Origin of the sequence: Paraglaciecola sp., assembly GCF_051252315.1 — a bacterium.
Taxonomy (GTDB): domain Bacteria; phylum Pseudomonadota; class Gammaproteobacteria; order Enterobacterales; family Alteromonadaceae; genus Paraglaciecola.
The window spans coordinates 1-21,697 of sequence record NZ_JBPOFP010000028.1; the positions used below are offsets into that span (position 1 = coordinate 1).

16 protein-coding genes, 1 pseudogene and 1 riboswitch are annotated in these 21,697 nt (G+C 38.2%); of the genes and pseudogenes, 9 read left to right on the plus strand and 8 right to left on the minus strand.

The features are described from left to right. The 8 genes from ACSHXM_RS07500 to ACSHXM_RS07535 form a co-directional block, all read right to left on the minus strand. Positions 1 to 405, minus strand: a 405-nt coding sequence (locus ACSHXM_RS07500) for a solute carrier family 23 protein (protein WP_435688132.1), incomplete at its 3' end; no start/stop codon positions are given. A gap of 298 nt (positions 406 to 703) precedes the next feature. After that, the gene (locus tag ACSHXM_RS07505) at positions 704 to 2,371 is read right to left on the minus strand and encodes a cupin domain-containing protein (RefSeq protein ID WP_435688133.1); all 1,668 of its coding nucleotides are present in this window, start codon (positions 2,369 to 2,371) and stop codon (positions 704 to 706) included. Positions 2,372 to 2,439: 68 nt separating this feature from the next. Beyond that, the gene (locus ACSHXM_RS07510) at positions 2,440 to 4,860 is read right to left on the minus strand and encodes a TonB-dependent siderophore receptor (RefSeq protein WP_435688134.1); all 2,421 of its coding nucleotides are present in this window, start codon (positions 4,858 to 4,860) and stop codon (positions 2,440 to 2,442) included. A 345-nt stretch (positions 4,861 to 5,205) separates the two neighbouring features. After that, positions 5,206 to 5,448: a hypothetical protein gene (locus tag ACSHXM_RS07515; RefSeq protein ID WP_435688135.1), complete on the minus strand. Its 243-nt coding sequence runs from the start codon at positions 5,446 to 5,448 to the stop codon at positions 5,206 to 5,208. A gap of 439 nt (positions 5,449 to 5,887) precedes the next feature. Then, complete coding sequence (locus ACSHXM_RS07520) at positions 5,888 to 7,642, minus strand: sugar phosphorylase (protein WP_435688136.1); 1,755 nt, start codon at positions 7,640 to 7,642, stop codon at positions 5,888 to 5,890. A gap of 9 nt (positions 7,643 to 7,651) precedes the next feature. Then, the gene (locus ACSHXM_RS07525) at positions 7,652 to 8,878 is read right to left on the minus strand and encodes a glycosyl transferase (protein WP_435688137.1); all 1,227 of its coding nucleotides are present in this window, start codon (positions 8,876 to 8,878) and stop codon (positions 7,652 to 7,654) included. A gap of 38 nt (positions 8,879 to 8,916) precedes the next feature. Beyond that, positions 8,917 to 9,735 (minus strand): HAD-IIB family hydrolase, encoded by an 819-nt coding sequence (locus tag ACSHXM_RS07530; protein WP_435688138.1) that lies wholly within the window; start codon positions 9,733 to 9,735, stop codon positions 8,917 to 8,919. Next, positions 9,728 to 10,633, minus strand: a complete 906-nt coding sequence (locus ACSHXM_RS07535; protein WP_435688171.1) for a kinase — start codon at positions 10,631 to 10,633, stop codon at positions 9,728 to 9,730. The genes ACSHXM_RS07530 and ACSHXM_RS07535 overlap by 8 nt, the downstream gene beginning before the upstream one ends. 209 nt (positions 10,634 to 10,842) lie before the next feature. On the opposite strand from ACSHXM_RS07535, the gene ACSHXM_RS07540 reads away from it, so the two are divergent. From ACSHXM_RS07540 to moaB, 9 genes and pseudogenes are all read left to right on the plus strand, one after another. Further along, a complete protein-coding gene (locus tag ACSHXM_RS07540) occupies positions 10,843 to 14,139 on the plus strand; it encodes an nSTAND1 domain-containing NTPase (RefSeq protein ID WP_435688139.1) in 3,297 nt (1,098 codons plus the stop codon). A 49-nt stretch (positions 14,140 to 14,188) separates the two neighbouring features. Beyond that, complete coding sequence (locus ACSHXM_RS07545) at positions 14,189 to 14,581, plus strand: DP-EP family protein (protein WP_435688140.1); 393 nt, start codon at positions 14,189 to 14,191, stop codon at positions 14,579 to 14,581. A 132-nt stretch (positions 14,582 to 14,713) separates the two neighbouring features. Next, positions 14,714 to 15,089, plus strand: a pseudogene (locus tag ACSHXM_RS07550) (transposase); the annotation flags it as partial. A 275-nt stretch (positions 15,090 to 15,364) separates the two neighbouring features. Further along, positions 15,365 to 15,679 (plus strand): hypothetical protein, encoded by a 315-nt coding sequence (locus tag ACSHXM_RS07555; RefSeq protein WP_435688141.1) that lies wholly within the window; start codon positions 15,365 to 15,367, stop codon positions 15,677 to 15,679. A 370-nt stretch (positions 15,680 to 16,049) separates the two neighbouring features. Next, positions 16,050 to 17,726, plus strand: a complete 1,677-nt coding sequence (locus ACSHXM_RS07560) for a hypothetical protein (protein WP_435688142.1) — start codon at positions 16,050 to 16,052, stop codon at positions 17,724 to 17,726. Positions 17,727 to 17,936: 210 nt separating this feature from the next. Further along, positions 17,937 to 18,932, plus strand: a complete 996-nt coding sequence (locus ACSHXM_RS07565; protein ID WP_435688143.1) for a diguanylate cyclase — start codon at positions 17,937 to 17,939, stop codon at positions 18,930 to 18,932. A gap of 404 nt (positions 18,933 to 19,336) precedes the next feature. Next, positions 19,337 to 19,522: riboswitch (molybdenum cofactor riboswitch) on the plus strand. Next, entirely contained in the window at positions 19,518 to 20,486 is a 969-nt protein-coding gene (gene moaA / locus ACSHXM_RS07570) for a GTP 3',8-cyclase MoaA (RefSeq protein WP_435688144.1), read from the plus strand. It overlaps the preceding riboswitch by 5 nt. A 24-nt stretch (positions 20,487 to 20,510) precedes the next feature. Continuing rightward, positions 20,511 to 21,137 (plus strand): molybdenum cofactor guanylyltransferase, encoded by a 627-nt coding sequence (mobA, locus tag ACSHXM_RS07575; RefSeq protein ID WP_435688145.1) that lies wholly within the window; start codon positions 20,511 to 20,513, stop codon positions 21,135 to 21,137. A 14-nt stretch (positions 21,138 to 21,151) separates the two neighbouring features. Further along, on the plus strand, positions 21,152 to 21,694 hold the full coding sequence (gene moaB, locus ACSHXM_RS07580) for a molybdenum cofactor biosynthesis protein B (RefSeq protein ID WP_435688146.1): 543 nt from the start codon (positions 21,152 to 21,154) through the stop codon (positions 21,692 to 21,694). The last annotated feature ends 3 nt before the right edge of the window (positions 21,695 to 21,697 follow it).

A 21,697-nucleotide genomic window follows, 5' to 3' on the forward strand; every position in this document is an offset into this window, starting at 1 on the left:
CTTTAGCGCTGCGGGAATGGCTTCGGCAATTTTTGTCCTAACACCTGTCAGTGAGAGGATTAAGAAGATGATGCCGTTCCAAAATACTATGCCTAAAGCCGCATCCCAAGGGATCTCTCGCGTTAAACAAATAGTGAAAGCAAAAAATGCATTTAGTCCCATACCCGGTGCCATAGCAACCGGGTAGTTGGTCATAACCGCCATCAATAAAGTGCCTAGACAAGCAGCGATGGCAGTTACCGTTATCAACCCTTCTATCGGCACGCCACCTGCACTTAAAATACTCGGGTTAACCACTAATACATAAGACATAGCCGCAAAGGTTGTTAAACCAGCGATAAATTCAGTCTTAAGATTGGTACCATGTTGCTGAAGTTTAAAAACTTGCTCTAAAAATTTGGACATAATTACGACTCATATTTTTGATTGTTATTATTAATATTTAATGCCCTGCAAAATCTCGACCAATTGGTCATGATTTTATTGGTTTCAGCACTATCTCTAGTTATTCCCTTTAAAAACAATAACCCATTACTATATGTTGGTTTTGAGTTTTTAATTAGACACTACTTTATATTAAAAACGTGCACTAATAAAAGTGTTGTTTGTTTTGTTTTGGTGCACTTAAAAACACATAAATTCGCTGTATATTTTGGATTGATTAATCAAGATCGGTTTGAAACCGACCTTTAATCAATATTAGTTAGCGGCTTAATGTTTTAATCAGCTTTTCATGTTGTGGATATAAACTAATTAATTCTGAAGTTTTACCTAGTTGCATGTCGGCATATTCAAATCCAGGAGATACAGCTTCTCCAATTAACCCATAACCAAAGGTGTTGTCTGTTGGAATAATCGATGCTTTCCACGTCCCGCCTTTTACCATCATCTGCATTTGATGACCTTTACGAGGAACTGGCCCTAAAACTGTTGTGGTTAAATTCCCAGTCTTATCTATTAAATAGTAAGTGATGGGATCACCTTTGTGAAAATAATGCATGATATCCGATTGGTTCATATGAAAATGCCCAATAGGGGAGTCAGCTGTAAGCAAATAGAAAATACTGGTCATAGTTGTTCTAGGACCATTTTGTGTTTCTATCTGTGGTCGATGACTCGCTTTAAACGTTTGTTTAAAATACCCACCTTCAACATGACCTTCTAAACCCAGTGCCTCAATTAGTTCAGATCGAGTAATCTGCTTAGGTTCATTACTATTATTAATAACTTGATTTGGCACAGATTGGCTAGGTGCAACCTCTAGATTGGTTATGTCGTAGGGTAGTGTATGTTGGGTATTTTTCCAGTTAGCAACAATCGTATCGACTATTTTACTGCCGACCATATATGCGGATTCTAAAGAAGAGCGCATGCCGGCAAATCCTTCTTCACCACTTTCGTTAGCCAGATTTTGTGCAGCCGTAACTCCTGTTGGCGGAGTCGCGTAGTTACTTGCTGTACGTAACACTAAGAATCTGTTTTTATCAGCCTTATTAGCATTATGTAAATAAGTCATTGCTTGAAACGTACCGGTATCTTCCATGCCTGACATAACAAAATTGCCCTGGCCCTGGCTCCAATAAAACGTCCAATCGTTTGCCCATTGATTCAACTTGTCGCCATGCCAAAATGTAGACGCTGACATTTGATCGCCCTTTAACACAAAAGGAGGCTTTCGAGCATTGGCATGTTGGGTATAATGATTACGCATTGTTTGCATAGCGGGATAATCATTTAATTTTATGTCTTTTGTTAGCTGAAAAGCCCAGTTTACTAATGATTCGTTAAGCTTAAAAACTTCACCGTTAGGTGAAAGTTTACCCGCTTTAGCTGTTTCACCTGTACTAACAGGCGCATTAGCAAATAGGGGAAAATAACCACTTTGCCAATCATTTGGAATTTCTCGTGCATCTATTTCATGGGCTAAATCACCATCGACTAGATAAGTAGCCCAAGCTGCTGAGCCAATTGACGCGTCTGCAGGATCGACACCAGCAATGCCTGCTACTAACCAATAAGCCTGTGTTAGATCAAATCTAGGATCTAAACCCAATGCCATTATTGCGGCTGTCGCTCTGGAAATTCCCATACCTGTGACAATGCCCATCACGCCAGTTTCATGGTTGATGCAAATGTCATGAAACGAAGCGTCGAAAGGTACACAGTCATTAAGTTTCTGACCCGCTTTCCAAAGTTGAAATTCACCCGGTTTATCCCCTTGGTCTTCACCAATTTCAAACATGGTTACCACAACTACTTTAATTTTGGTTCGAATATCTTTTGCTGAGTCAGTTTGAGGCGCTTGTTTATCGCTATCGCCACAGCCAATTAGTAAACTTAAACCAAACAAGATTGAATATAACTTTTTCATTATTCTTCCCAAATAAAAAAGGGTAAATATGTTTTCACACATTTACCCTAGATAAAAACGCGTGTGTATTAGAACTTATAATTAACTGTCGCTTGGAAGTGACGAGGTAATTCAGGTAACACAATTTGTGCACCAAATAAATCAGGGAAGTTCGCTCTGAAGTATTTTTCATCTGTTAAGTTTTTAACATTCACACTTGCTGACCAAGTATCAGCTTCATAGTAAACACCGGCATTAACTAATGTATATGATGGTAACGTTACGACCTGTGAGAAGCCTGAGTATGTCTCATCTGCTTTAACCACACTTGCATTTAACGCATAGCCGTTTTGAAAATCATATGTCGCGTTTAATGTGTAGATATTTTCAGGAATACCAGCCTTACGGGCACTCTCTTTATCATCTACTAAATTAAAGCCAATAACAGCACCGCCATATAGAAGCGATGCATCGGTTACATTTGGTAAATCCTCTACACCAAAGAATCCAAACTGATTACCATTTTCTAATGCGGTCAAATTATAAACTTTTACATTTGTGTACCCAGCGCCGATAACGAGGTTATCATTAACAACCCAACGTAATTCAAGCTCTGTTCCTTTGTTTTCAGTTGTAGAGTTAGTCACAATTGCTTGAGCACTAAAATCAGTACGTTCTTGTTCGTAAACTGATAGAGCAAAATATAGGGAATCATCAATGAATGAACCTTTAACCCCATATTCAAACAATTCAGATGTATCAAATGCCCCATCTGCTACTTGACCAACACCTATTTCTGCCCCTTGACCAGCAACTAATGTAGCTTGCTCAGCAGCTGTAATATAAGGAATTAACCCCATCTCAGTTTTAAAGGAGACACTCGCATTCCAAGATACGCCATCAAAGGTTTCTTCAACTGTAGTGATTTCACCGGGCGTTAATAATAAATCTCCACGACTGGTTGATTCAACATCAATAGTGTCATAGCGCACACCTAACACAAAGTTTAGCCCCATTTCCCAAGTGATATCGGTCATGGCAGCAAAGCCTAAGTCGGTGTAATTACCAATGTCGTAATTATCAAAATCTTTACCTATACGTGTTGCCAGCAAACGACGGTCAAGTGCATTTGAAGGCCCTGTTAAGTCACGACGATTAAAATATTCGTTTGTAAAATCATCTCCATGTAAAAAGTCAGTATGACGAATGGATGGCGATAATTGGAATTGAGCCAATAACGAATCGTTTTGATACTCAGTAGAGAATACAAGTTTGTTTTCAAACACCCAGCTATCATGAAACTGTGAGAAACCATAGGCGTTTTCATTTAGGTTCTCATATGACTCATAAAACATTTGGTTTTTAATTTCCCAACCATTATCTGTGTAATAGAAAACGTCAAAGTAAAGGGTGTCTACTGTGTTTTCCAAGACATCATCAGTAGCAACCATAACTTGATCACCACGCAACTTAACTGTGCCTGGGTTGTCTAGTGCAAGTACTGGATCAAAGTCAGCATTGGTTATACGATCAGGAAACAATCCAAATTCAGCATTATTAAAAATAAATGGATTTATTCCGTCTCTAACTTCATTGTATTCTTGGTGAGAAATAGAGCCATCACCATCTGTATCTAGTGGTTTCGCTGTACCAGTGACATAAGTGCCGTTGTCAATTAATTCTTGACTAAGTCTGTTCCAACCGGCCACTTGGTTACCATCATAATCATGATGCATACCACCAAATTCAAATCTCAAATTATCAGTAATATCTACGTTAAAAGATGCTTGTAAAACCGTTTGATCGGTTCCTGAGTTTTGATAGTAACTTCCTGAGTTTTCAACTTCACCGTATATATAAAATCCAGCTTCTTTCCCACCAATTGTTGCTGGGCCGCCAACTTCAGCGGTTAATACGCTTTTATCCCAACTACCGGCAGTGTATGAAAACGCGCCTTCATTGTTATCTAAATATTGTCCGCCACTTGCGCGAGCAGACTTAGGATTAAAGTTAAGGTAACCACCTATTTTTGCTGGGCCATAAATAGGGGATGCTGGACCACGTACGATATCTATTCGGCTAGAAGCCCCAATAGGAGTAGGGTAGTTACCAGGGTTATCTAAACGTTTAACACCTCGAAAATAAGTTTCACCTGGTGTTCCACGCACGTCTAGTGAACCGGCTACACCGAAAAAAGATTGAGTAAAAGTACCCGGTGCGAATGCGACCAATTCATCAATGTCTGTCACGCTAAAACGTTCAAGTTGTTCATCACTAATAGTTGATGCAGATCTTGGGGTTTCTAAGATAGATTTTCCAAATCCAAAAACGGCTTCAACATCTTGTCCTGGTAAACTGCCTAGTGAACCAGTAACTTGAATACGTTCTACACTTTCTTCGTCAGCTGACTGCTCAGATTCTTGAGCAAAAAGTTGGTTTGGTATCATTACCGCTAAACTTAGCGCGACTGCTTGTGCTAAAGGTGTACTTCTAAACTTACTTTTTGTCATTGTGTTTCCCGAGAATGTATTTTATTAGGTTTTAAATCAAAAGTGATGCTGCATGAACGGTGCCAAATTCCTGTCCATTCGGTCTACTTTAAGTGTTTGCCCTTAACTTATTGAAATTATTGTATATATTCGTCTTTTACCAATTGGGTCTTAGTAAAATTTGCTAAAGTTATTATTTCATGTGCACCAAGAGTGATCAACGAAAAGTCATAAAATGCACTTAAAATGAACAAAAATTCTACTGGGAAGGATTTTAACAAGGGAACATTCTGAAGTCCCTAATTACAAAAGGATACTTCAGAATAGGTTATTGATGAACTCTTGATTTAGTGTTCGATTATGGTGTTAGTTTTTAATTGTTTTTTCTAAGTCATTAAACGCAGCTAGTTCAGCCTTAGAAAGGAGTCCATCTTTGTTTAAATCTAATTTGTCAAAATCTGCGCTTAATTTAGCTTCAGCTTGAGCTTCTCCCTTACTGATTAAACCATCTTTATTGGCATCTAATACGTTAAATTCAATACTTGGTTTTTGAGCCATAGTAGCCAGTGATAATAAACTACCCGTTAGTATTATGAGTGCTTTTGTCATTGTTAATTCTCCATTTAATTAATTTTGTCACACTATTGCTCTAGTGGAATAGAAGTCTCTACGTATATTGGTTTCATAGTTAGTGTATTTAAGTTGTCTATATATTCGAACTCAATACATCAACTCCAAGCAGGCTATATATTCGAACTAAATACATCAACTGCAAGCAGGTTATATCAAAGCTTGTGCCAAAGTTTATTTGTGTAGTTAAATCAATGGGTTACGTGGTGGGGTGATATTTTAAAGTAGTAGTGAGTGAAGAATTGTTCTCAATCTGTACCTGTGTGCAGACTGTTTTATTGTAATTATAGTAATTGATATAATAATCAGTGGTTTACGTTGATGTAACTGACAGACACATAGCGAAAGTGATGTCTTTACAACTTTAACGTTAAAGACATAAGTCATTCCCCAGCTATGCTGAGGAATGATACCGACGTTAAGGTGTATTAGATATCCAAAGGCTTTGATAAGGTTGTAGTTGGTATTCTAGATCTTCCAAATTAATGGGTTGATTACTAATTAAGTCCAACCAAGTATCGGTTCCGATTAAGTTTAAATCGCTTAGACGTAAATCTTGAGGCTCACTCGACATATTGTGCACACAAAAAATACTTTGAGTTCTATTTAAACTTTGACGCCAAAATCCAAATAGTTGTTCTCCTAACTGCAATGTGAATTGTGTAGCATTCGGATGGAAAGCGGGCTGTGAACGCCTTATGTTTAAGAGTTCAACCATTCGTGAGTGAACTTTAGCGTGTTGGCTGTTGGGATCTGCTAACTGCGTTTCAAGGTTGTCAAAGTCCCACTTATGACGATTAATTGAGCGATTTTGACTAGTGTTTCTGACTTTTTCATAATCGTTTCCGGTGCCTAGTAAACTATGAATATAAACACCTGGAATTCCTTCTAAACCAAACATAACAGCGTGGGCACACACGAAACGTTCTAAGCCCCACTTATCTTCGCCTTTTGTAGTGCCCTGGAGAGCATCGTAAAGAGCAATATTAATTTCGTAGGCTTTTTGTTCTCCGTTTTCAGATTTACGCCAAGATATACGACCACCAAAATTTTGCATGGTGTTCACTAACGTAGTTAATTCTTTATCATCTAAAAGCCCCTCTGCCGGACGTAATCCAATACCGTCGTGGGAAGCGATAAAGTTAAAGAAAAACGTACCATTTTGGGCTGGAGGCATGCTACATAACCAAGCTTTTAGATGTTTACAAGATCCTGTGACTAAAGAGTTGACTAATAATGGTGGCAAAGAAAAATTGTAAATTCCATGAGCTTCATTTGCATTGCCAAAATAGGTTAAGTTTTGACGATTAGGAATGTTGGTTTCGGTAATAATGACCGCGTCATCAACAGCGTGTTCGATAAGCGTTCTAAGCAGACGCACGGTTTCGTGAGTTTGTTCTAGATTGATACAGCTAGTGCCAATGGTTTTCCATAAAAACGCTACGGCATCTAATCTGAATAGGCGTATACCTGTATCTAGATACTGTCGAATAATCGAAACAAAGGCATCTAGAACATTTGGATTAGTGAAATCAAAATCAACTTGATCGTGGCTAAACGTACACCAAACGTACTTTTCTCCGTTTTCGGTTTCGGTTAAACGTAATAGGTCCGAAGTTCTTGGTCGTACGACATTAGAAACGTCGGTATCAGGGGCGGCTGTATAAAAGAAGTCATGCCCTGGACCTTCACCTTTAATGAAATTAGTAAACCAGGCACTCCTAGAAGAACAATGGTTAATTACTACATCAGACATCAAACGATAATCTTGAGTAATGGCCTCTATATCATCCCAGTTACCTAATGATTCATTAACGGTACTATAATCGATGACCGAAAACCCATCGTCAGAACTATATGGGAAAAACGGTAGAATATGCACGCTATTGATAGAATCAGCGCAATAACTCTTCAAAAAAGTATGTAATGTGTGTAGCGGTTTTTCTCCCGACTTTTCAATGCTGTCTCCGTAAGTAATGAGTAAGACATCATTTTGATCCCAATTATTGTGGTGTTGTTTAGGCTCCACTATGGAATTAGCTTGGCTAATCCTCATAGTGGTTAATAATTGGTGACACAAATCTGAAATTGAAATGCTTAAATCTACATCGTCATAAATAACATTAAGATGATGTTCCACACGTTCAGTTAATTGTTCAAATATAGATAACATATTGCTCCCTTAGCCTTTTGAAAATTCTTCGAAGTCTAACTCTACGGCTTCTTTTAACTGATCCAATACATCTGGAATTGCGCTCACTACTCGGTTCCAACTTGGAATGAAAGGAGTTTCCATAGGATTGTCTAAGAAACTTTCGCCAGCTTTCATGATATTTTGCGCAAATAACTCAACGGCTTTTTCTTCACTATGAATGTCGAGTTTAAGGCCATTCATGATGGCATCATTGTTATAGGTTTCGATGAAGTCTAAGGCGATTCTGTAATAAGTGGCCTTTAGGGATCTAAAGGTTTCTGTATTGAAGGTTTCACCTTGGGTAGCTAACTTACGGATTAAGGCTTTAGTGATATCAATCGACATTTTTGATAACCCACCTTGATCATTATTTGCCGACAAATCCTGGTGTTTATGGTCGTACGTTTTTGCAATATCCGCTTGGCACAATCTATTATTTGAATAGTTGCGCTGCATTTCAGATAACACACCAATTTCTAATCCCCAGTCACTTGGAATACGAATGTCGTTTAGTACGTCCCGTCTAAATGAAAACTCTCCAGCAAGTGGGTATCTAAAGCTGTCCATATATTCAAGGTATTCATTATGTCCCACCACTTTTTGCAAAGCTCTTATCAAAGGGGTAACCAACAAGCGCGATACTCGTCCATTAATTTTTCCATCTGCTACACGAGCGTAATAACCTTTACAAAACTCATAGTTAAATTGTGGGTTGGCAACAGGATATATTAGTCGTGCAAGAAGACCACGGTCGTAGGTTAGAATGTCACAATCATGCAAGGCAACAGATTCAGCTGTTCCTGTAGCTAGGACATACCCCATGCAGTACCAAACGTTTCTACCTTTACCTAATTCTTTTGGTGCTAAACCTAAGGCTTCTAATTTAGCGTCTAACGCTTTCAATCTAGGACCTTCGTTCCAAAGTACTCTATGGTTTTGTGGTAGTTTTCCAAAGAATTTTAGGGCATGTTTGTATTGATCTTGGTTTGCTCTATCTAGACCTATAACAATTTGGGACAAATATGGTACGTCACAAATATGGTCAATTATATTGGGTAAAGCGGTACCTTCTAATTCAGAAAATAAAGATGGTAAGATAAGCGCCATGGGTCGTTTTTTAGAAAATTCCATTAGTTCATTTTCTAAATCTTCTACAGGACGATCATCTAAATTATGTAATGTCGTCACTATTCCGTTTTGATAAAAATCAGCCATGTTAACTCCTAAATATTGTTAAAAATAAAATAATAAAATTAAGAAAAAATTAATGAATCAATACATTCAGCCCAGCCACTGGGACCGCATTGACTACTGGTCATCACACCTTTTGTTCGTTTCAATTTTGGTGGTGGATTGGTAGGCGACAATATTCGAATGGCAATGTCTGCTACTTCGAGCATATGAATATCGTTATGTCCATCACCTAAGGCGATTGAGTAGCAATCTGCTTGACCATTACACTTTTTATATTCGTTAAATAACCAAGACAAGGCTTGGCCTTTATTGCACTCACCGGTTATATGCAGGAACCTTCCTCCTTGCAAAGGAGATGCACCTAACTCTTGTGATGCTTGTACAAATAACTGTTTACTCGGCTCGTCACCTAACCAAAGTACAGGTTCACAGTATTCTCTTTGGGACGCCAGTTGAGCATCATGAGGGGACAATCCTGTCGCTTGACTTATTTGTTCAATGCTCATGTTGGAGAAATGATCGAATTCTCCTTCAAAACCAGTCTTAATATTTTCCAGCAACTCAAGCCAATGAGAGACGGGCTTTGAGAACTCTTTAACCCAATACCCAGATTGTAATTTTGTACCTATTGGTTGGTGCTTAAAAAAGGTTGTTGGAATATAAACTGCAGCGCCATTTTCAACAATGAAGGGAGTGTTTAGCTGCAAGGCTCCTCTGATTTCAACTAGCTCTGCGAAGGTCTTACTTGTGTTGGCAATAACAGGAATGTTCTGTTGTTTTAATTTTTCTAGCGTTTTTAATGCAGGGGCAAAACTATAATTATAATGATCCAATAACGTGCCATCTAAATCTGTAAAAATTACGTATTGTTTATTCATGTTTACCCTTTGTGGTATTTTGAATATGAGCGATTATGTTGCGTTGTGAGTCTAGTTCAAAAACGTGGTCACATTTTGCTGGTAGCGTGTTTAAACAATGTTCGGTGAGCCTTTGGTAATGTTGGATAAAGGCGAGTATTTCTGGCGCTGACATAACCCCCTTATTATTTTGGGCCTCATTACTTTGCTTTAACTTAGCCGCTAGTTTTTGTTCTTGTTCTAAACGCCAAGTGTACACATCGTCAAACGAAGGGGCTTTAAACATCACCCACATGTCCATAAAATCATATAAAGGTTGATAGTTGGTTGCCAACTGATTGTTGACATAGTTTCGCCATAAACTATCTTGGTCTTGTTTACTTTCTAAATCGTTAACTGGACTTTGCAGCGTACTTTGGGTTTGTGCTTCGACACCCCAACACCAACCTTCAAAAATAATAATGTCAACGCTAGAAGTTAATTGGCTCCATTCTTCAACAGGGTAGGGGTTATCTGTAGCTTTATTAAATCTAGGTATAGTTACATTACCAGTCTTGTCTTTAAGCCCTTGAAGGGCTGACTTAGCTAGAGTTGTGTCATGAGTACCCGGCACGCCGCGGGTTTTAAATAATGGGTGTACATCATTTGCTAATTTGGCTCTGAAACTTTGTTTGTAATAGAAGTCATCTAATGACATGACTATTACAGACAAGTCATATTGGTCTTCTATATAAACTTTTAAGAATTCAGATAAAGTTGATTTCCCTGAGCCTTGGCAGCCGTTAATACCTACAAAATAGGGAGCGTTTGCACCATTGTGGTGCGATTTAATCTGGCTTGCCAGTGGAATAAAGTGCTCTGTAACAATTGTTTTAAAACTGCTGGGGAGCTTATGTGTACTGACAAAGGTATCTATAATCATTAAATTTTATGGCCCTTATATGCTGATAAACTATTGTGTACAACAAATGTATTTCCTTATGTGTTGTAGGTGATTACAACTAATGTGCCAAGTACTTCGTATATTCCTTAATTAGTAGACCATTGTGTTTGGTCACAAAATTAATTAACCTTTCAATAGTTGGGTAAAGATATTCAGCAAACGTTAACGGAAATATAATAAAAACAATGAATTCCAAGCTGTTTTTTGTAGGCGAGTGGCAAGTCACCCCTTCGAACAATACTGTTCGAAAAGGGCAGTTGGTCATTCCTCTAGAGCCTAAAGCTATGGATGTATTAGTCTTACTTTGCCATCAACAAGGCGAAGTATTAAGCGCTGATAAAATTATCAGTCAATGTTGGGGCAACAACGACATTGGCGACAACCCTATTCACAAAGTCATCACTCAGTTGCGCAAAGCCTTAGGTGATAAAGCAAGTGATCCAACGTTCATAGAAACTATCCGCAAACGAGGTTATCGGGTTATAGCCCATGTTGATTTTCCGTTAGGTGATAATTTAAGTGATACGCCCACTACCACTGCCACTAGCAATAGTTGGTCAGGGCAGTCACCATTTCCAGGCTTAAGTGCCTTTGAACCTAAACAAGCGTCGGTGTTTTTTGGTCGAAACGCGCAAATAGTCAGTTTTTTAGAACGCTTATCCGCTCAAATTAACCAAGGCCGAGCATTTTGTTTATTGTTAGGCCCTAGTGGTACAGGTAAATCATCACTGGTAAATGCTGGTGTATTACCCCGCCTTTTATTTGAAGGTGGTTTCGATGGCATACGGGTATTATCACATAGCTCTTTAGATTTAGCTGATGTCACTAAAAACCGTTTATTTATCGATTTAGCCTCAACTATGTTGGATTGGGACATTAATGACAACTTAGTGTTTGTTGATTTAAGTGCAGAAACCCTAGCCGAAAAGCTACGCACTAATATAGCCGAAGTATTAGCTATTATTTCAGCCTTTATGCAGGCCAACCAAACTGGACATACCAAAGATTACTTATTGTTATTTGTCGATCGCATAGAAGTTATTTTGGCATCGACAATTTTTGATGACTTTGAACGTCGGCAGTTTATCGGTTTAATCGACTTGTTGGCATCGTCTGGTCATGTCATGGTTATTAGCGCTTGTCGTAATGATTTCTATCCTCTGTTAGCACAATACAAAACCTTAATGCAGGGCAAAGATAGTGGTGCCCACTTTGATTTATTACCGCCAAGTCGTAATGAGTTAATGCAAATGATCCGCATGCCAGCGCAAATAGCGGGTTTAAGTTGGGCGGTCGATCCAAACACCAATATCAGCCTAGATGAAATATTGTGTGATCACGCCGCCCGCAATCCAGATTCTTTACCTATGTTGCAATACACACTACAAGAGTTGTATTTACAACGAAGTGACAACAACGAAATGCAGGTAAGTGTTTATCAATCTTTAGGTGGCATTGAAGGGGCCATAGGTAAAAAAGCCGAAGAAATATTTATTCACTTACCTACAGAACAACAAGGCGAGTTAGCATTTTTGTTTTCACAACTGGTAACCGTTAATGGTGACAGCGACGGCTCAAATGACAATATCACCAGTAAAGCGGCGAGATGGTCTCAGTTAGCTAACGTTAATCAAAAATCCTTGGTGCAAGCCATGGTAGATAGTCGATTATTTGTATCTCACCTTAACAATCAGCAAGCTTGTTTTAGTTTGGCTCACGAAGCGTTATTGAGGCGCTGGCCTCGTGCAAGTCAATGGATTACAGCACATCAAGAAAGTATCACGATTAAGAGCCGGTTACGCGTAGTCAGTCAGCGCTGGATTGCCGAAGGTAAAAGTACTTCCTTTTTACTGGCCTCGGGTAAACCCTTATTAGAAGCCAAACAATTAAAACATAATCCTATATTTAGTCTTGAGCCAGAAGAAATTGCGCTAATTACAGCCTCAGAAAAACGTTTTAAATTACGAAAATGGTTAACCCGCTCGGTAATGGTGGTTTTGTGTTTGTTAACAATTACATCAGTAACTATGAGTTATAAAAGTTATCAATCTGAAAACCTAGCCCAGCAAAAACGCGCCGAAGCAGAAAGTTTATTGGGTTTTATGGTTGGCGAGTTTGCCGACAAACTACGCAGCGTAAAACGTATGGATTTACTCGATGGCATTAGCAATAAAGCCCTAGAATATTTTAGCCAGCAAGAGCAACAAAATAATAGTATTTTTAGTTTTGGAGACTCGAGCCAAAATTTCAAAGCAAGTTTTCAACATGCCCAAACCTTAGGGGCTATGGGTGAGGTGGCTCGCTCTCGCAATAAATTGGATGAAGCGCAAAGAGCATTTGCCGCGGCTAAACAAATATTAGACAAATTGTATATAAGCCAGCCGTTTAATTTAGAATTATTAACTACTTTAGGGGCGAATGCCTTTTGGTTGGGGCAATTGGCTATGGATAACGCTGAGTTTCCAAAGGCTAAAGTGTTTTTTGAATCATATCTTAAGTACAGCCAAATAATGGTTGAATTTTCTCCGAGTGACATTGAGGCCAAAAGAGAACTTTCGTATGCCTATATGGCTAAGGGCAGTGTTTATATTAAATCACAACAAAACCTATTGGCTAGAGACGCTTTTGAGCGAGCACTTGATATTCAAATTATGCTGGTTGAAAATCTTTCCAAAGATTATGTTTCAATTATAGATCTTGCAGATACCTTAGAATGGTTAGCTGAAAGCCAAGAGCAACTTGGCGATTTACAGGACGCTGTGAAAACCAGAATAAAAGCCCAAGATATAGTCAATGACTTACTTATTGCCCATAAAGGTAGTGCTGATTTATTAGAAAATCTCGCTTATTCATACTTTAATGCAGCAAATGTTTTATATTATTTGAGTGAGTATAAGGCGGCTAGTCAAGCAATCTTAGTCTCAATAAAACATTTTAACGATATGTTAGCTCAAGATTCATCAAATAAAATATGGCAGTTGGAGTTACTCAGTGCGCAAGCTTTTCACTACTTAATGCTAACGATTATCGAAAATGGTGATTCTCAGTCAATTGTAAGTCTTGACGATTTTAACAAGTTATTAGATAGGGCTGAAAAATTTCCATTTTCTTTGGTATTTATAATAAATACATATCAACATTCTGGAAATTGGGGGTTAGCTGAAAAAGCGCTTAATTTGGCTAAGCCCATATTAGAAAACTTAGTCAAACAACAACCTGATAACAGTATTTTAGTTTCGTCTTTGAGTAATATTTACCTTACAAAAGCCAAACAAGGGAAACTTAATCAAACCAAGGATAACCAAACTGTTTCTAACTGTGCGAAAGCTATCAATATCTTGCAACCCAACATAAATATTCAAACGAGTTATGAATTATCGCAGCCCTATGTAAAAGCTTATGATTGTTTGGGCAAGATTAATGAAGTTGAAAATTTTGTACAACGATTAGAAAATATGCAAATCACTAACTATCGATTTTAATATGTTTATTTTAATTTTATCAATATCTTAACCCACAAAAGGAAAACATATGTTCCCTAAAATAATAAGAACTAAAACCCGCGTTAATTGTTCTGGCGCTAAACCGGTAGTCGAGTTTTATGATGCCAAACAAGCTATCTGGCAACAGGAAGTTACTCTAGACTTTACCCGTTCTGGCCTGGCTATTTTTACTTTAGATACAGACGTAGAACAAGACGCCTATATCTTTTTTGGGGCAGTACAAAATACTGAAGAAGGTTGTGCCCCAGATACTAACTGGGATTTCACTATTAATGGGGCAGGTAACATAATCTCTTTTAATAATGATTGTAAAAACGCACAGAATATATCCATTAAACTGACCTTGATCCCACAAGGTGATAATAATATTACCGATGCCATCATAAGTGCTGATCCTAAGATTAGAAATTCACCCATGTAAATAAACCTGCGGGGTCACTCACAAGTCAACAGTGCGAGACCAGCGGGGTCAGGTTCGTTGAAAGCGAGTTAATTGATTAAATGAAACTATCAATTACACTTTGTATTCCGGTTAAATGTAAAGGAATACAAGATGGCTCGCTTACCTCGACTTTCAATTGCAAGTTGCCCTCAACACGTTATTCAGCGAGGTAATAATCGCCAAGCCTGTTTTTTTGCACAACAAGATTACAGGGTTTACTTGGATAAACTGAAAGAATCTGCCATGAAGCACAATGTTGATATTCATGCGTTTGTGCTTATGACTAATCATGTTCATTTATTAATGACCGCATATTCAATCGATGGTGTCAGCCAAGTTATGCAGAACTTGGGAAGGTATTACGTTAGGTATATCAATCAAACTTATCAAAGAACGGGCACATTATGGGAAGGCCGTTTTAAATCTACATTAGTAGACACTGAGCCTTATCTGTTAACACTCTATCGCTATTGAATTGAACCCTGTAATACCAATCCGTAATAATAAGTGGCCACTCAGCGAGAGTTTAAATGAGCTTAATCAAGACGCTTGAATGAAAGAATAGTGGTGCTCTTTTGAGTTCGATCAACACAGAGTAAGTTCATTTAAAACTCGCCTAAAAGGAATGCCCCAGCGGATTTTGACCTGCGTTGTCGGTATTTGAAAGGGAACAACCATTCCTGTACACCGACGCCTTGTTCAAAAACCGCTGGATGCATTCTGAGAGATCACTTATTACTACGGAATGGTATAAGAGCTGGAATGGTTGAGCATCCTGCCCAATATCCGTGGTCAAGCTTTCATGCTAATGCCGGAGATAGGGCTATCTCGTTATTGACTCCTCATACATTGTATTTGGGATTAGGAAATACTGAAGTAGAAAGAAAATCTGCTTATCGAAGCCTTTTTGTTTCAAATTTATCCGATTATACAATTCAAGCTATTCGAGATGCGACAAATAAGTCTTGGGTACTAGGTAATGAACAATTTATTGAACAGGTTTCGAAAAATTTATCCAGAAGATGCAAGCCATTACCGCAAGGCGGGGATAGGAGGTCTAAAACGTTTAATGTTTAAAAAGGCTAAAAGGGAGTTGGTTTCAACGAACCTGCCCCCACAGGTCATCAACGAACCTGCCCCCACAGGTCACGACGAACCTGGCCCCACAGGTCTATTGAATTACTCAATGTATCTGATTCAGCTATGTGTGTGGATTTGAGGGGCGAATATTCCATAAAAATCAGTTTTTTGTCTTCAGAAGGTTACCGGAAGGTAAAATTATGAACCTAAAGCTAAGCTGTGTACTTCTATTTTAGCTATCGATAAAGTTGTGCTGATTATGCATAAATAGAATATTTAAGGAGAACGCGCAATTATAAATCTTGAGGTTTAGTGTAAGTGAATTGTGCAAAATTATTTGTAGAGTACACCACATAAGGAAAACCATATGAATATCATTAGATTCACCTCACTAACCTTACTTTTGTTAAGTGCTTGTAGTCATCAACCTGAGAGTGACAGCAAGCCAAACAGCGTTTTGTCACAGTACCAGTATGATTTTGTAGCACCATCAAACATACAAAGCTCTGCTCCTTCAGGAAAACTTCAGATAGCTGAGCTTGATACTAGTTTTCCAAGCCAAATGAATGAAATACAAGGTTGGATACAACAAGAAATAGATAACAATGCCGCTGTGCGTTCCCATAGTTGGAGCATATGGGGTAGCCTAACCAGCTTAACGCCTTACAACATTGATAACCCATACAATGCGCAAATTGGCACTAGTCGCTTACCTGCATTTATGACTTGGTATTCCAGTTATGAGGTTTATGGTGTAAATAGTGATGCTAAAAACTTATGTACATCCAATCGTGCTGGAGTAGCAGATAAACACGGTATAAAACGATGTAGGGGAGGGTCTTTATTGGATTTTAATAAGTTCTCTTTGATTGAATCAAAATATGTTATTGACCAGAGTTACAATAACCTCTCAACCCTAACACAAAGAGTAAATAACAATCCTCAGCCATTAGATCTACCACCATTTAACGGGAGCAAGTTTTCAAACAACACTGTGGATAATGTCTCGTTTTCATTAAAACCTGTTTATTACTTACTTAAAAATAACGCCCACAATTTATTGCCTTATTGGGGCGGAATGCAGGCCAATACAACAAGTAAACGACACTCTCCTACCCCAAACACCTGGAATCAATGTGTAGCAGTAACAGTAGGGAAAACAAATTCACCAGTACCTAAAGTGTGTAACCCAGGTGTTGGGCATGCCAATGCAACAGCTCCTATTGGTGGATGGCAACAGGTTGAGCTGTCTGAGTTTTTGGCTATCCCTTTAACCCAAGAAATTTTAGATGAGTTGATTTACGCCAAAAATAATTCACCTCTGCAAGCATCGAGTATTTTATCTTTGGGATATACAGAAACAGCTAAAGCTGAAGTGGGTGATGTTGCTGTATTAGTAGGAATGCATGTTACCGTGCGAGAGAGTAAAGATTGGGTATGGCAAACCATGTATTGGAGCCCAACGAATTTACAACAGGTAAAAATGAATACTGACTATCCTGTATTTCCGCCTAAAACAAAGAGTTATGTTGCAGGAGAAAATTATCCAGGTTCGTCATTTGACAATCCATATCAAAATACCACATCTTCCTCTACTAATATTCCAGGCTGGGCTAAAAACTATGCGATGTGTACTGCATATAGCCAAGTTTATCCCGTACAGCCTGACAACGGCGGAACTAATGATAATACCTATCCTCAAATTTGTTTTAACCCATGGTTAGAAACAGCTTTTGATACCCTTGATGGACATTTTTCGAAAACAGGCCTGAATTCAAACTGTATGTCTTGTCATGGTCAAGCAAGTTATAACGGCGCCGTGAATACAAATATGGTCACTACTAAGTGTAATGAGCCTCAAGGTTTTGGATATTATGGTAACGGTTATGTTCCTCGTGATAACAGTTGTTTAACTAACCAAAACTTTGCCTATGATTTTTCATGGCATATTGGTAATGCTTTTGACGATGAAAAAAGTAAAAGCGTAAATAAAAAGGTTGTACATCAAAAACCTCCAACTATTTCTCCAAGCTTTAGTGAGTAATATGTTTCATTAGATAAGACAGTTTACTAAGCTGCCTTATTAATGCCTCAGTAATTAAATTTACTGGGGCAAATTTATTCTTTTTTAAAATTAGATATTTATTATAAAACAATGAGATACGACCGGAAGGTTACCAGAAGGTACAAATAAATAATTCTCAATATACTGCTTTACATCGAATTAGCGATGTTAACTTGTTGAGAATATAAAATGCCAGATCCAGCATCAGTAAAAAATAATAACAACCTCTCAAATAAACAACACTTGTTGTTTCAGACTTTATCTAAACCTATCTACAACAAAAATATCAGTTCAATTTTGAACATGATAAATTTTATTGCAGAGGGTATTTTTGTGATAAACCAACAAGGGGTGATCGAAGCCTTAAATCCATTGGCGGCTAAATTTTTTGGTGACTCTAAGGAAAACCTTATAGGTCACAATTGGTTTTCGTATCTACATGATGGATGTCGTGAAGACTATGAATACATTTTGTCTACGTGGTCACAGAATAAGTCCAATGGTTATGTAAATAATGGGCCTAAAGAAGTACTTATTACTCGAGCCGATGGAACTTGGTTAGAGGCGGATTTGTCTTTGTCGAGTTTAGCAGGGTTATGTTCTGCTACGGGAAATTTAATTGTAGGCGTATTACATAATTTAACTGAACACAAAAAAGAATATGGCGAGTTAAAACGTAAAGCTTATACCGACCATCTAACAGGATTATCAAATAGGTATGCGTTAGATAAAAAGCTCCGTTCTAACTGGCATGATAGTCTTAGAGATAGACAGCCTTTAAGTCTAATTATAATTGATGTTGATTATTTTAAGTGTTTTAACGATGAATTTGGTCATGTAAAAGGTGATAAGTGTTTACAGAAAATTGCCAAAGTTATTGAAGATTATTTACCCACTCGAGAATGTATTGCTGCACGCTACGGAGGTGAAGAGTTTGCCGTGATCTTACCTCGTTGTGATATTTATAATGCCTCTGGTATAGCGGGGCTTATTCAACAAAAGATTAGTTCCTTAAGCTTTGCTGACATTGGTTTGCCAGCCTCATTTAGGATCACCGTTAGTCAAGGTATCGCTTGTGAACAAGGGGGGAAGTATCAAACTTCGGAATCCTTGATCTGTGCTGCAGATTCAGCCTTGTATACCTCTAAAGCTGAAGGCAGAAACCGAATATCTAAAGGGGACTAATTAACCTGAATATTGGATAAGCCGAACCTTTCAATAACGCTATTTTTGTGCCTATCGGCGTTGGATTGTCTAGCAATAACATGTTATTACGTACGACAATCCGCCTTGCTATACACGAATAATTTCGTCACCGAGTAAGAATTTAGCTGAGGTTATTTGGTCGGGTGTCACTAAGGTATTGAATTATAATGTTAAAGTTAACTTGGTCGATACTTCTTATCGAGTACTCAGGTTATTTACGTTAAACAAATGAATAGGTCAATTTAAGGTTAAGTTTTTATCAATATGCATAACATGTGCGTTTATTTGTAGTGTATTTAAGGTGTTTAACATTACTCATGCCCTATAATATGGTACAAATACACTTATACGTTGTTCTTAGATATCAGATGGTAACTAAGAATGATTATTTATAGCTCCGAGCCATTTTAGCTAAATCATAAGACAAGTTACTGTGGCCGTGAATTTTACTTTTTAGATTAATACTAATCAGTAAAACTCGCCAGGGTTGCGAGAGAAATCGAACAGCCTCCCGTAAACACCTTTTTATTAGGTGTTTAAATTTGGAAAGGTGTTAATTAAAACATGTTAGAAGATAAATTTGGACGCCGTTTCCACTATTTGCGGCTGTCTATTACTGACGTGTGTAATTTCAAATGCGACTATTGTCTGCCAGATGGTTACACCTGTGATAGTGATAGAGACTTTCTTTCGTTAAACGAAATACAAACTTTAGTAAAAGGTTTTGCTGCTTTGGGTACCAGTAAGGTGCGTGTTACTGGCGGTGAACCGACTCTACGTAAAGACCTGCCTGAGATTTTAGCTGCTTGTGCCAATACACATGGTATTGAGCATGTGGCTATGACTACCAATGGTTATAGGCTTGAATCGGATATTCAGCAATGGGTAGATGCAGGCCTTAACTCTCTCAATATTAGTATCGACAGTTTAGATCCCAGAATGTTTGAGGCGATTACTGGCCATGATAAATTAACGTCAATTTTACGTGGAATCGATAAAGCCTTAGCACTAGGTGTGAAGGTAAAGGTTAACGCGGTTTTACTAAAACAATATAATGCATCTGAACTTAATCAATTTTTAAATTGGGTTAAAAAAACACCAATTAGTTTTCGTTTAATAGAGCTTATGCAAACTGGCGATAACCAAACATTTTTCAATCAAAATCATGTCTCTGGTATACCCATTAAAGAGCAATTGCTTGATCAGGGATGGAGTCAACTCATTCGTGATAAAGCGGCGGGTCCTGCACAAGAATTTTATCACCCAGACTTTGATGGGCGTATTGGACTGATCATGCCCTATAGCAAGGACTTTTGTAACACTTGTAATCGTTTAAGAGTTTCTGCAACGGGCAAATTACATTTATGTTTATTTGCTGATCAAGGGTTAGATATTCGTCCTTCGTTACAAGATGTTGATAGTTTATTGCTAGAAACACAACTACACGAATTATTGGGTGATAAAGAGGCCACGCATTGGTTGCAGGATGGATATACAGGCGGCACTAAACATTTGGCAATGTTAGGTGGCTAGCATGTTAAATTTAGTGATTTATCGATGTTAGCCGGGGTGATTCTAGCGGGTGGCCGTTCCAGTCGTATGGGCCAAGATAAAGGGCTACTTATTGCGCCTGATCAACAGTTAAGTCTGCTCATATTAAGCCAACAAACCATGGCCAAACTTGTCGGTGAGAGCGTATGGGTAAGTGGAGAACAACATCATCAAGGTATACCGGATATTTTTAAGGCTTGCGGTCCTTTGTCTGGTATTCACAGTGCATTAAGTTATTTCCAAAACAATCAGCAATCCATTACAGAAGTTTTGTTTATGCCGGTTGATATGCCTCGGGTGACTGAAAGTGATCTAAGACATTTGCTAGAGCAGGGCAGAAAACATCAAACTTTGTGTTGTTATCAAGATCATATGTTTCCTTTGTATGTGCCTTTATCAATTGCTTTGATCGAGTATTTAGCGATTCAGTTAAAAAGGGCGGGAGATACAAAGAAGAAGGGTAAGAATAAATCCTTGTCTATTCGTAACGTATTACAAAAGTTTGATGCTGCGCAAATCAAACCATTAACGCAATCTAATTTGGTTAATATTAATACGCAACAAGAATGGCAACAGCATTGTGCTTATGTCAATAAATCAAAAGCGACAAATACCACAAGAACAAATAATTAAAGGGTAAGGTATAAATGAGCTCATTAAACTCAAGTGCTAAACAAGCATTAAATATTGCAGTGTTAACCGTATCGGATACCAGAAACGAAGACACAGATACATCTGGACGTTACCTTTATACAGCGGCCATTGAAGAAGATCACAAGGTCATTCATAAAGAAATCGTAATTGACGATAAATTTAAAATACGTGCCGTAGTGTCTAATTGGATAGCCTCTGATGATGTGCAAGTTGTTCTCATTACTGGTGGTACCGGGTTTACCGCAAGAGACACAACTCCTGAAGCTATGCTCCCTCTATTTGACAAAAGTATTGAAGGTTTTGGTGAGTTGTTTAGACATATCTCTTATACAGAAATTGGCACGTCTACAGTGCAGTCACGAGCGTTAGGTGGCATGGCGAATGGTACGGCAATCTTTTGTATGCCTGGTTCTACGGGGGCGTGTAAAACAGCATGGACAGGGATTCTAAAGGAACAACTTAATTCAACACACAAGCCATGTAACTTTGCGATACATTTAAAAAATGTTGATGAAATTTGTGAAACTAGAGGCTAAAAC

Bases quoted from the DNA above. Each gene is read 5' to 3' on its own strand.
- ACSHXM_RS07505 (WP_435688133.1), bottom strand. From the start codon at position 2,371: ATGAAAAAGTTATATTCAATCTTGTTTGGTTTAAGTTTACTAATTGGC.
- ACSHXM_RS07510 (WP_435688134.1), bottom strand. From the start codon at position 4,860: ATGACAAAAAGTAAGTTTAGAAGTACACCTTTAGCACAAGCAGTCGCG.
- ACSHXM_RS07515 (WP_435688135.1), bottom strand. From the start codon at position 5,448: ATGACAAAAGCACTCATAATACTAACGGGTAGTTTATTATCACTGGCT.
- ACSHXM_RS07520 (WP_435688136.1), bottom strand. From the start codon at position 7,642: ATGTTATCTATATTTGAACAATTAACTGAACGTGTGGAACATCATCTT.
- ACSHXM_RS07525 (WP_435688137.1), bottom strand. From the start codon at position 8,878: ATGGCTGATTTTTATCAAAACGGAATAGTGACGACATTACATAATTTA.
- ACSHXM_RS07530 (WP_435688138.1), bottom strand. From the start codon at position 9,735: ATGAATAAACAATACGTAATTTTTACAGATTTAGATGGCACGTTATTG.
- ACSHXM_RS07540 (WP_435688139.1), top strand. From the start codon at position 10,843: ATGAATTCCAAGCTGTTTTTTGTAGGCGAGTGGCAAGTCACCCCTTCG.
- ACSHXM_RS07545 (WP_435688140.1), top strand. From the start codon at position 14,189: ATGTTCCCTAAAATAATAAGAACTAAAACCCGCGTTAATTGTTCTGGC.
- ACSHXM_RS07555 (WP_435688141.1), top strand. From the start codon at position 15,365: ATGGTTGAGCATCCTGCCCAATATCCGTGGTCAAGCTTTCATGCTAAT.
- ACSHXM_RS07560 (WP_435688142.1), top strand. From the start codon at position 16,050: ATGAATATCATTAGATTCACCTCACTAACCTTACTTTTGTTAAGTGCT.
- ACSHXM_RS07565 (WP_435688143.1), top strand. From the start codon at position 17,937: ATGCCAGATCCAGCATCAGTAAAAAATAATAACAACCTCTCAAATAAA.
- moaA (WP_435688144.1), top strand. From the start codon at position 19,518: ATGTTAGAAGATAAATTTGGACGCCGTTTCCACTATTTGCGGCTGTCT.
- mobA (WP_435688145.1), top strand. From the start codon at position 20,511: ATGTTAGCCGGGGTGATTCTAGCGGGTGGCCGTTCCAGTCGTATGGGC.
- moaB (WP_435688146.1), top strand. From the start codon at position 21,152: ATGAGCTCATTAAACTCAAGTGCTAAACAAGCATTAAATATTGCAGTG.